The sequence below is a fragment of the Paenibacillus sp. FSL H8-0283 genome (genome assembly GCF_045040675.1).
In the GTDB taxonomy this organism is placed as follows: Bacteria; Bacillota; Bacilli; order Paenibacillales; family Paenibacillaceae; genus Paenibacillus; species Paenibacillus amylolyticus.
The window spans coordinates 3,605,527-3,616,094 of sequence record NZ_CP150295.1; the positions used below are offsets into that span (position 1 = coordinate 3,605,527).

Annotated in this window: 11 protein-coding genes; 8 read left to right on the forward strand and 3 right to left on the reverse strand. The window is 42.2% G+C overall.

The window, feature by feature from the left end; translation table 11 throughout:
• Positions 1-54 precede the first annotated feature (54 nt).
• The 4 genes from MHI52_RS16140 (at position 55) to MHI52_RS16155 (ending at position 5,198) form a co-directional block, all read left to right on the forward strand.
• Positions 55-1,671 carry a glycoside hydrolase family 43 protein gene (locus MHI52_RS16140; protein WP_083684768.1) on the forward strand — a complete coding sequence of 539 codons (1,617 nt, stop codon included), beginning with the start codon at positions 55-57 and terminating at the stop codon, positions 1,669-1,671.
• 272 nt (positions 1,672-1,943) lie between these two features.
• A complete protein-coding gene (locus MHI52_RS16145; protein ID WP_076253162.1) occupies positions 1,944-3,167 on the forward strand; it encodes a sensor histidine kinase in 1,224 nt (407 codons plus the stop codon).
• Positions 3,164-3,811 carry a response regulator transcription factor gene (locus tag MHI52_RS16150; protein WP_076253163.1) on the forward strand — a complete coding sequence of 216 codons (648 nt, stop codon included), beginning with the start codon at positions 3,164-3,166 and terminating at the stop codon, positions 3,809-3,811. The genes MHI52_RS16145 and MHI52_RS16150 overlap by 4 nt, the downstream gene beginning before the upstream one ends.
• Positions 3,812-3,923: 112 nt before the next feature.
• Positions 3,924-5,198: a choline esterase gene (locus tag MHI52_RS16155; protein ID WP_340386362.1), complete on the forward strand. Its 1,275-nt coding sequence runs from the start codon at positions 3,924-3,926 to the stop codon at positions 5,196-5,198.
• A 164-nt stretch (positions 5,199-5,362) separates the two neighbouring features.
• On the opposite strand, the gene MHI52_RS16160 is transcribed toward MHI52_RS16155, so the two are convergent.
• Positions 5,363-5,719, reverse strand: coding sequence for a DUF3221 domain-containing protein (locus MHI52_RS16160; RefSeq protein WP_076253164.1), 357 nt, complete (start codon positions 5,717-5,719; stop codon positions 5,363-5,365).
• A 158-nt stretch (positions 5,720-5,877) separates the two neighbouring features.
• Here MHI52_RS16160 and MHI52_RS16165 point away from each other — a divergent pair, with 158 nt between their 5' ends.
• The 3 genes from MHI52_RS16165 (at position 5,878) to MHI52_RS16175 (ending at position 7,707) form a co-directional block, all read left to right on the forward strand.
• A complete protein-coding gene (locus tag MHI52_RS16165) occupies positions 5,878-6,180 on the forward strand; it encodes an immunity 53 family protein (protein ID WP_340386366.1) in 303 nt (100 codons plus the stop codon).
• 41 nt (positions 6,181-6,221) lie between these two features.
• The gene (locus tag MHI52_RS16170) at positions 6,222-6,956 is read left to right on the forward strand and encodes a hypothetical protein (RefSeq protein WP_076253166.1); all 735 of its coding nucleotides are present in this window, start codon (positions 6,222-6,224) and stop codon (positions 6,954-6,956) included.
• A gap of 376 nt (positions 6,957-7,332) precedes the next feature.
• A complete protein-coding gene (locus MHI52_RS16175; RefSeq protein ID WP_076253167.1) occupies positions 7,333-7,707 on the forward strand; it encodes a DUF2750 domain-containing protein in 375 nt (124 codons plus the stop codon).
• Positions 7,708-7,903: 196 nt separating this feature from the next.
• Here the strand turns inward: MHI52_RS16175 and MHI52_RS16180 are convergent, their stop codons facing one another.
• Positions 7,904-8,518 (reverse strand): TetR/AcrR family transcriptional regulator, encoded by a 615-nt coding sequence (locus tag MHI52_RS16180; protein ID WP_076253168.1) that lies wholly within the window; start codon positions 8,516-8,518, stop codon positions 7,904-7,906.
• A 176-nt stretch (positions 8,519-8,694) separates the two neighbouring features.
• Here MHI52_RS16180 and MHI52_RS16185 point away from each other — a divergent pair, with 176 nt between their 5' ends.
• On the forward strand, positions 8,695-9,432 hold the full coding sequence (locus MHI52_RS16185; RefSeq protein WP_076210575.1) for an SDR family NAD(P)-dependent oxidoreductase: 738 nt from the start codon (positions 8,695-8,697) through the stop codon (positions 9,430-9,432).
• A 131-nt stretch (positions 9,433-9,563) separates the two neighbouring features.
• Here MHI52_RS16185 and MHI52_RS16190 read toward each other — a convergent pair whose 3' ends face one another.
• Entirely contained in the window at positions 9,564-10,436 is an 873-nt protein-coding gene (locus MHI52_RS16190; protein WP_076253169.1) for an AraC family transcriptional regulator, read from the reverse strand.
• Positions 10,437-10,568: the final 132 nt, after the last annotated feature.

The window sequence follows — 10,568 nt, forward strand, 5'->3', positions numbered from 1 at the left end:
TTTCTTATATCTGTTGTTGTACAGATCATCACTTTCATACCGGAGGTTTCTTCCATGAATAAGATCCAGAAAATGATCACCAATCCCATCCTTCCCGGTTTCCATCCCGATCCGTCCATCTGCCGAGCAGGGGAGGATTATTATATCGCTACTTCCACCTTTGAATGGTTCCCTGGTGTACGGATTCACCATTCTCGGGATCTGGTTCATTGGCGACCCATCGCTTCTCCGCTGACTCGTGTAACGCAGTTGAACATGGAGGGCAACATTAATTCCGGAGGCGTATGGGCACCCTGTCTTAGTTACGACAACGGTGTGTTTTACCTGATCTACACCGATGTTAAAAGCCGGGTAGGCGCTTTTAAAGATACCCACAATTACCTTGTGACAGCAACGGATATCGAGGGCCCTTGGTCCGATCCGGTGTATCTGAACAGCAGCGGTTTTGATCCTTCCCTGTTTCATGATGAAGACGGGCGTAAGTGGCTGGTCAATATGATATGGGATCATCGTAAGGGCAAAAATCGGTTTGCAGGCATCGTTCTTCAGGAATATTCCGTCCAGGAACATAAGCTGATCGGACCGGCCGTTAACATATTTAAGGGAACAGAATTAGGCCTGACCGAAGCACCCCACCTGTATAAACACAACGACTATTATTATCTCATTACGGCTGAAGGTGGAACCGGTTATGAGCATGCGGTTACCTCAGCACGTTCCCGTACGTTACAAGGTCCTTATGAGGTCGATCCTGCCAATCCGATCCTCACTTCATACGGCAGACCGGATTTAGCTCTGCAAAAGGCAGGCCACGGTAGTCTGGTCGAAACGCATACCGGCGAATGGTACATGGCTCATCTGGTCGGACGACCCGTTCAGCACAAATATTGCATTCTTGGACGTGAGACCGCACTTCAGCCATGTACGTGGAGTGAGGACGGCTGGCTGAGACTTGCGAGCGGTGACCGATATCCGGAGGTTCAGGTGCCTGCACCGATGAACCAGTCCCATCCGTTTGAGCCGATTGTTGAAATGGATCATTTCGATCACTTTGAGCTTCGGCATGATTGGAATACACTTCGCATTCCACCCGATTCGACTTGGCTCAGCTTGACGGAACGCCCCGGTTACTTACGCTTGCACGGCATGGAGTCGATGAGTTCAACGCACAGGCAAAGCATGATCGCACGGAGACTTCAGGCCTTGGAGTGTGAAGCCGAGACGTGTCTGGAATTTGCGCCGGACCATCCACAGCAAATGGCAGGATTGATTTTGTACTACGATACCCAGGACTATCTCTACTTACGTGTAACTTATCATGAAGAGAAAGAGCACTGCCTGGGGATTATTCAGTCCAAATACGGGGTATACGACGAACTGCTGGAGGATATTCCGCTAGATTCGGTGAGCACGCTCCGTTTAAAGGCTGTGGTGGATCAAGATCGCGCCCGCTTTTATTATTCGTTAAATAGTGATTCATCCTGGAATACAGCAGGCGAGTGGGTTGATATCACACATCTGTCCGATGAATCTCCGGAGTATATCCGGTTTACGGGAACCTATATCGGTCTTTGTGTGCAGGATCTAGGTGGAACCCGAAAACATGCCGATTTTGATTACTTTAAATATAAAGAAACAAAGCATGCAGCTGGTGTATTGGAAAACATGTGACGGTCTTTTTGGAAGGAGCAGAGGACCATGAAATGAAATTGGGTAGTATAGCAGCAGAATAGAGGAATACATGCTCACAGAAGAAATGGATGATGGGATAGTGCGGGGCGGTAAGGCTGCGTGGAATTGTGACGATTCTGCTGGGGCTGGACTTCGAGACACTTCGTACATTAACATAGATGGAGTGAGTCAATGATCGGTACAGTAATGTACCGTTTTTTTTGTGTTTAGAGAGATTGTTTTGAGATAGTACTTGATAGAGGTGATCAAGCATGAGTGATTATTCGAAAGACAAACCGTATACAAGCTCCCGATCTGATATTCAAAATGTTCTGCGTGATTCTCGTCTGCCTGCTTTGATCTGGGGTATTCTGATTTATTTTTCTGCATTGTACTCCCAGCTACCGATGTTGCCCACATGGTTTGAATTTATGATGTTTACAGCTCTCATTCTGGTTCACGTTCTGCTGCATTGGTATGCAGGATACGTTGTCGATCGAAGACCCTGGATTTATTTTGTGACACAAGGATGTATTGTCTGGGGGTGTGCGTTATTCATGCCTAATGCTCATTCTCTCATTTTTGTAAGTCTATTGACGGCTTTGGCCGGTCAGAGTATTGGCGTATACGCTCAACGGATGAAGGTGCTTCTGGTATGTACCTTTTACTGTACCTTGTTTTCTGTCTCCCTGGTTTGGCTCGGGACTACCGAGGATTTGCCATCTACAGTACCATCGCTCTTCTTCATCATGTTTTTCGTAATCGGCTATGCTGCTTTGTTCTATAAACAAGTTCGTGCCAAATTGCGGACCCAGTCGTTTTTACGTGAGTTGGAACGAGCGCACAGGAAAGTTGAGGAGCTAACGATTGCCAATGAACGTCAAAGGATGGCCCGTGATTTACATGATACCTTGGCACAAGGGCTGGCAGGTCTCATCATGCAGCTTGATGCCGTAGATGCGCATTTAGAAAATGATAATAACCACCGTGCCCACGAGATTGTTCAGTTGTCAAAAGCCCAAGCCAAGCGCACGCTTTCAGAAGCGAGAAGCGCAATTGACGACTTGCGTTCGTATTCTGCAGAGGTCATAAATATTTCTAAAGCGGTGAAGGAAGAGGCTGAACATTTCTCACAAATGACAGGGATTCGTATTGTCACTCGGTTATCGATGCCCCATCTGGTGGTGCCGAAGTTGATCTTCGAACATAGCTTACATATCATCCGAGAATGCTTGGCCAATACAGCTAAATATGCTAATGCTACGAATGTAGAAGTCGTGGTTGCTGCGCGGGAAAACGAAATCGAGCTAAGCATAACGGATGACGGAATAGGGTTCGATACCAACCTCATCGAGAAACAATGCGGTAGTTATGGTCTAATTGGCTTATATGAACGAACCCGAATTATGGGCGGGGAGATCGAAATTGAAAGCGGAAAGCAAGGAACCCAAGTTTCTGTTCGCATCCCATTACAACAGGAGGAAACCAACGTATGACAATCAAGATTCTTATCGTGGACGACCATTTCGTCGTTCGGGAGGGACTTAAGCTGATCCTGGAAACCAATCAAAGGTACGAGGTAGTTGCAGAAGCATCTAACGGTATGGAAGCGATTCGATGGGTAGATACTTACAAGCCGGACATTATTCTATTGGATCTAAACATGCCTGAAATGGGTGGCCTTGATACCATGACAGCGCTCAGAGCTAAAGGAATGGATATACCGATCATTATTTTGACTACATATAACGAGGATGAAATGATGATCCGCGGGCTGGCTTTAGGTGCTAAAGGGTATTTGCTAAAGGACACGGGAAGAGAGATGATATTTCGTTCGATTGATGCAGCGATGCGGGGAGAAACGTTGCTACTTCCGGAGATCAGCGAGAAAGTATTTGCTCACAAGACATCAGAAAAGGCGAAAGAATCATCCTCGACGAGGATATCTCTCACAGACAAAGAGCTAATCGTGCTTCAAGCAATTGCCCGTGGCTCTCGAAGTAAAGAAATCGGCTTTGATATGGGCATATCCGAACGGACTGTAAAGACTCATTTAACGAGTATCTACAATAAATTGGGTGTGGATTCGAGACCGCAGGCCGTCGCCGTCGCGGTGGAGCGTGGAATATTGCATTTATAATCTAACATTTCATAGATTTGCCCGATCGTACACTGGGGACTTGCCCTTTTGTACGATTTTTTATTTTTCTCCTCCGTTTATGATAGTTGCATGAATACAAATTGGAGGAAAAATGATGAAAAAAAGACTGACAACGATTCTGGCAACTGTTATCTCACTGACCATGCTATCCGCCTGCAGTAGCACTAGTAGCGGGACTTCCACACAGGAGGAAATTCCGAAACCTGAAAATAGCGTTGCTTCCGCACAGAATGAGTTTCCGAAACCGATGGGAAGTTATACGGTCGGGCGTACACAGATGGACTTCAAGTACACAGCATCAGACCATTCAGAAAGAGAACTGACGGCATTATTTTTCTATCCGTCCGACAGTAATGAGGGCAAGCCGACGGCAGAATATGCATTTCCGGAGTTTCATTCACTGAGGGATAAGCTTTTGGTTAGATTAGGGGGCACAGCGGGTGGTGAGCAGCTTTTTGATTCCAATTTCAAGACGTGGTCTTACGACGATCTGGCCTTGTCTGAAAAGGAAAAACAATATCCGGTTTTATTCTTTGTTCATGGCGCAGGCGCTTACCCACAGCAAGGCACTTTGTTCGCTCAAGACCTGGCAAGTGCTGGCTATATTGTGGTATCCATTGGCCATGCCGAAAGTGGTGTGTACAAACTTAAAGATGGACGAACGGTTGGGTTGTCAGAGAAATTTATGGACGAAGTAACGAAATACGGAATGGAAGCGGCCACCCTAACACCACCTGAAATTGTGACTGAGAAGCTTGAGGAAGAAGAAGCTATTGAAATTGCTCGCAAATTAACTTCGGCGCCTGAAGCAGTCAAGTTTGCAAAATATGCCGTTTTACAGAGCGAGGATATTCGATATGTTGCAGATAACTTGTACAAAATGAATACAGGTGACATGGAATCCATATTTAAAGGCAGATTACAGCTTGATCTCGGTATGGGTGTGTTCGGACATTCTTTTGGAGGAACGACAGCGGCAATTGTTAGCCGTGACGATGACCGATTTGTCGGCGCTGTAAACCTTGACGGTAATATGTTAGGTGCCTTGGATAGCGATTTTAAGAAACCTTTCATGCAGCTTAGCACCGTGCTAGCCTATAACACGAATGCATTTCTCCTTGAATCCAACAGTAAGGACACCTACTTTGCCATTATTGATAATGTAGTCCATGGTGACTTCTCCGATTCCTTGTTTACAACTACGGATAAAAAATCCAGAGGAACCCGAGACGCGATGGAACAGCGCAACATCATCACTTCTTATACAAAGGCGTTCTTTGATAAATATATGTTGAAAAAGGATACGGATATTGACAGCCTTACCTTTGACGGCGTAGAGATGATTAAGAAACCTCAAAAGCCTTAGTATTGATTTGCCTGGAGTTTTCAGAAGGGGTAACGAGAGAAGAGGGCGGACGGATTTAACCGCACGAGATTTAACTCCGAACTCTTGAAACCAAAATGGTAAAAAGACCATACGTTCGTGGAAACGTTAAGGTCTTTTTATCGTTTTGAACAATCGAAGAATTCTTAGCCTATTTGTTCAATACTCACAACCGTTCTAATGGGTGGCGAGGGTTCTAGTTGGTCAAAGCCAGCAGTGATTCTTACTCTTTGCCCTACTTCAAATGTTTCATATGTTTCTCTATCGACCAAATAATACGAAGCTTCCTGGTCTTGTGCTAGTTCTATAAAATCCTCAAGATTTCCATTCTCCAGGTCTTCCTTACTTATATTTTGTAGTACAAGAAATTTGTACTTGTCATTTTCATCTGTTTTAAATACTACAGTGCCATCGAAAACTGGATAATTCTCTTTCTCATCCTTGTTAGAACAGCCCGCAAGTATAATCATACTAATGAATATAAACAATATTATTTTTTTCATAATAACCTCCTTGATTCCCCTTGCTTTTAAGTATACCCTATATAAAAAAAGCAAATTATTACTAAAAGGTAATTCATACGAAAAAAGTATGAAACATGGCATGAGGACCCCTTTAAATAAATAGTTCCTAGAGTAGAAAAAACTAAAAAGAGGTCACGATGATGGATATCCTAAAATGGATTCAAAGCTGGTATTATGAAAACTGTGACGGAGATTGGGAGCATTCATACGGTGTGCGAATTGATACGGTGGATAATCCTGGTTGGTCTGTCGAAATCGATTTGACGGATACCTATTTAGAAGATGCGCCATTTGATTCGATTGAAGAAGAGAGAACTGAAGAAGATTGGTTCTACTGTATCGTGAGAGATGGAGTGTTTCACAGTGCAGGGGGAGCAAAAAATTTAGAAGAGATGCTTAATTGCTTCAAAAATTGGGCTTCAAGTTTGGATAGAAGTTAATAATGCACTTACCATCGGGAGTAATCTAAGGAGAGAACCAGATGTATCTAAAAGGATTCAATTTGGATTTACCGTATATTGTAGATGATGAAAATATTGAATCTATAATGAAAAAACAAAAATGTGAGTACAACGAAGCTACGAAATTAGATTATGCGTTGAATTGGAAATGGAAAAGACGCTCTTTTAGTTTGGAAACTCGCTGTATTACAGCGATGTATGAACGTCTGTTGGGGAAATACAAAACGAAAGATTGTTGGAAAGTCCTAATAGAGTGTGTAGAAAACATTACGGATGAACGTATTGTTAACGTTTCTGGTGTGTGTTCGGTACCGATCCAATTTAGTTTGAATGACTTTAGTGGAAAAAATGAGTTGGAGAAAAAAAAGGCTACGCTTCGCCTGCTAATGGAAGGCATAGAGAAACTTGCTCTAAGTAAAAATTGGGATATTGATCCGTTTAAGGAGATAGCTTTGCAAATAGAGGAGTTAGATTATGTAAATGAATGGACTTGGAAAAAAGACGTGAAGAGCCCTAATAAAAAGTACAATGCTAGAGTCATTTGTCATCATAATGTAGATAGCATGGATATATTCCTATCTATTTTACAACGTGATGATGGTACGCAAGTACATTTAGAGAAGGTCATATCAGAACAACCAGATGAATTTGCCTATGCTGAACATCTAGGTGAACTTACATGGATATCTGATTTTGAAGTTGCTTTAATTAATAAAAGAGGTACTGAAAAATTTTCTGCAACCCTAGAACATTAATTATTTTGCCTCTAGAAAACATTGTCGAATCCTCTATTAAGAAGACTATAACAAAATCTGCAGTAAAAGCAATCAAAAAGGGAACGTCGTCTGCCGCAAAGAAAATGGGATGGTCAGGAAAACAAGTTAGACTTACAGAGTAGCAAATGATGATAAGGTTTCAACTTCATTGCGAGGTGAAATCAAAAGTGATCTAAATATAATATGAGCAAGAAACACAAAAATGTAAGAGTCCTCAGGGGATACCAATGCAGCATAAACGTGGTTACAAGGTAAGAAGAGGTTACGAAAACAGTGTTTAAAATATTCAAAAACTATAAGATGTAATACAGATACGATATCAAATGAAAATGATAAAACATGATTAGGAGGAAATATGAATCAAAAAGAATTGGAATCTGTTATCAATCGCCCTGCAAATATTCGTTATGAATACTTCATCAAAAAAGTAGTAGATACAGAGGAAGTGTGGGGTCTTTATGAGAATGGATGGTCAGTTACTGAAGATGAGAAAGGCAACAAATCACTTCCATTTTGGCCTAAAAAAGAATTCGCGGAGTACTGTGCAACCGATGATTGGGAGATTTATTCAAGTGAACGTATTGATTTGTACGAATTCATAGACGAATTTCTGCCAAACTTAAAGACAGAGGGTTACAAACCATCAATATTCTTTAATAAAGTTGATTCTGCTGTACTAGATGTCGAGATACTAATTGAAGATTTGAAGGCAGAACTCGAAAGATATTAATCTCATTTGGACAAATTTAAGCTACGGACAATACCATTGTGTCATCTCCGATTGGACAATAAATAATTGTGATTTGTGAAATTGGCTATTCAATAAGGATTGCTGTGATGCATATAAGGTAACATATAGTCCCATTAGAAGTCGCTAATATAGCGACTTTTTATGTATGCATCTAATTTAATCAACTTACTCGAGATCATGATTCAAACGTGTTACCGACATAATGAAAAGAGTGAATATGCGTTTTGGTGAGTTCAATCACGTTTTTGATAAATGCCTCGCGTGACTCACGATATCCGCTTAATATCCAATTGTTCAACAGCCCAAAAAAACCGTAGGCGGTATAGTATTTGAAATAGTCCATGTTAACTGGCGAGTTGTTGATCGTCTCAAAGACAAATTGCTCCTGATAGATTTTGAGTATGGTTTGTGGAAAGCCTGTATGTAAACCAGGTAACGTATCATCGTATTGAATCAGTTCGAAGAAGTCACGGTGTTCGTAGATATAATCCACGATTTGAAAAGATTCGGCATCCAGCTTGTTTGTTGAAACCTTTTGACCGTGCCAATAGGGTTTACCTACTGCGCCCCTCAATCCTTCGAGTGTCATACTCAACAACTCTTCGGCGAGAATATATTTATCCTGGTAGTGTAAATAAAACGTGCTGCGATTATAACCCGCCTGATCAACGATGTCTTTGACAGAAACACCATGGAATCCTTTTTTCTTAATGAGCTGAATCAGAGCAGTTTTTAGGTGCTCCTTGGTTCGATTACGATGTTGAGATGTCACAATAAGTTCATTATTCATTCAAGAAAACTCCTATAAATATAGACATAGTTTTATAAAGTGTCTACGAGGTAGACACTTGGTCACATCTTAATGATTGGATTGTTACAATTTTAAGCATAGAATTAGTTTTGTAAACATCATATAGCACTATTTATATAGGCGCTATTCAAAATATTATACTGGGGGATTTATTCATGGGCAAACTTCAAGATAAAGTTGCAGTCATCACAGGAGGAGCATCCGGGATTGGTGCAGCGACAGCTCGCTTATTCGTTTCCGAAGGAGCTAAAGTGGTCTTGGTGGATCTGAATGAAGAAAAAGGCAAGGCGTTTGAGCAGGAACTGAAAGCGCTTAAAGCAGAGGCTCTTTTTATTAAAGCAAACATAACAAGTGAAGAAGAGGTTTCTGAGATTTTCAAACAAACCGTAGAAGCATTTGGTCAAGTCGATATCGTATTCAACAATGCGGGAATTGGACGTGTTCATCCGACGCATGAGCTTGATTATGCCGAATGGCGCAATACGGTCAATGTTGATCTGGACGGCGTATTCTTGGTCGCTCGTGAATCGATCCGCGAAATGCTGAAAATTGGCGGAGGCACAATCGTTAACACGGCGTCCATGTACGGATGGGTTGGTTCGCCTGGTTCAGCAGCCTACAATGCAGCTAAAGGCGGCGTTGTGAATCTGACTCGTTCACTCGCGCTCGAGTATGCTGAGCAGAATATTCGGGTGAACTCCCTTTGCCCAGGCTTTATCGATACACCGATTATCCCGGAAGAGAGCAAGCAAGCACTTTCTGCGGCAACACCGATGAAACGTCTGGGTCAAGCAGAAGAGATGGCCAAAGCCGTTCTGTTCCTAGCTAGTGACGATTCTTCATATATGACAGGAAACAGCTTGATCATAGACGGAGGATACACCGCTCAATAATTGCAGCAATTGTCGAAGCACACAAGAAAGAATATAGTTCCATTAAAAGTCGCTATTCTAGCGGCTTTTTTTATTGTATTGGTATAAGAGCAGTTCCCGAGCCAAGGACATCTAGCAAACAGCGAGTTTAGCTACTCATAATAGATGGCCTCATAAGGAAACTCTAACTTATTCAAACGATATTCTTTGGGAGACATGGACATATATTGACGAAAAACTTTGCCGAAGTAGCTGGGACTCTCAAAGCCGCAATGTTGGCCAATTTGAGAAATCGGAAGTTCCGTTGTGCGGAGTAGCCGGATTGCAACCTCAATGCGTCTGTCTTTGAGATAGGCTAACGGTGATGTTTTCTCGGATTTCTGAAATAACCTGCACAAATAGTGTTTATTGATATCGCAATGGCTGGCTAGAAGATCCAACGTCAATGGAGATGCATAATTCTCTCGAATGAACTTTTTACATTTCTCAATTGTTGTTATGGAAAGGGCACCGATATCCTTCTCCGCATCCCGACTCGTCTGTACCAGGATAAGCAACCACCGATAGACTTGCATGGACAAGCGATACTTGTCCGTAACTTTCTCTTGATGAATCAAATTGATAATTTGCCATAACTCTTGAATCAAGGGAGAGTCCGCGTTTCGTCGAATGACATGTCCCTCATTATCATGCATCATATCCCAAATTCGGTTAGCTTCATCCCCGCGAATGTTGATCCATATAAATTCCCATGGTTCGTTGTTCTCTTGTTTATAGTAATAGCAATGTTCTCCTGCGATTTTGACAAGTAGGGCATGCCCCTTCGGTAAAGGGAGCGTTTGATTGTCAATATCCAGATAACCCTGGCCATTAAGCGTGTATTGAAAAACGACGTGCCCCGGGTCCGGTCTATCATCACTTGGACAACAATATTCCTCGCTAGAAACGATCTGCCATCCAATAGAGTCCAGTGTCATGATTGATGTATCGTCATTACGAAAAGCATAAGAAACCGTATGAACCATCGTTTCATCTCCTTCCTAAAAAAGTCAATTATCTTATATAATACGTCACATTTTTTAGATTGTCTGTCTTTTTTTAGACCTGTAAGATAAATGTAAGCGGTAACATAAAAAGGAGGTGGCTGTAAATTGTGT

Excerpts from the sequence above, each read along its gene's own strand:
- MHI52_RS16140 (WP_083684768.1), top strand. The coding sequence starts at position 55 with ATGAATAAGATCCAGAAAATGATCACCAATCCCATCCTTCCCGGTTTC.
- MHI52_RS16145 (WP_076253162.1), top strand. The coding sequence starts at position 1,944 with ATGAGTGATTATTCGAAAGACAAACCGTATACAAGCTCCCGATCTGAT.
- MHI52_RS16150 (WP_076253163.1), top strand. The coding sequence starts at position 3,164 with ATGACAATCAAGATTCTTATCGTGGACGACCATTTCGTCGTTCGGGAG.
- MHI52_RS16155 (WP_340386362.1), top strand. The coding sequence starts at position 3,924 with ATGATGAAAAAAAGACTGACAACGATTCTGGCAACTGTTATCTCACTG.
- MHI52_RS16160 (WP_076253164.1), bottom strand. The coding sequence starts at position 5,719 with ATGAAAAAAATAATATTGTTTATATTCATTAGTATGATTATACTTGCG.
- MHI52_RS16165 (WP_340386366.1), top strand. The coding sequence starts at position 5,878 with ATGATGGATATCCTAAAATGGATTCAAAGCTGGTATTATGAAAACTGT.
- MHI52_RS16170 (WP_076253166.1), top strand. The coding sequence starts at position 6,222 with ATGTATCTAAAAGGATTCAATTTGGATTTACCGTATATTGTAGATGAT.
- MHI52_RS16175 (WP_076253167.1), top strand. The coding sequence starts at position 7,333 with ATGAATCAAAAAGAATTGGAATCTGTTATCAATCGCCCTGCAAATATT.
- MHI52_RS16180 (WP_076253168.1), bottom strand. The coding sequence starts at position 8,518 with ATGAATAATGAACTTATTGTGACATCTCAACATCGTAATCGAACCAAG.
- MHI52_RS16185 (WP_076210575.1), top strand. The coding sequence starts at position 8,695 with ATGGGCAAACTTCAAGATAAAGTTGCAGTCATCACAGGAGGAGCATCC.
- MHI52_RS16190 (WP_076253169.1), bottom strand. The coding sequence starts at position 10,436 with ATGGTTCATACGGTTTCTTATGCTTTTCGTAATGACGATACATCAATC.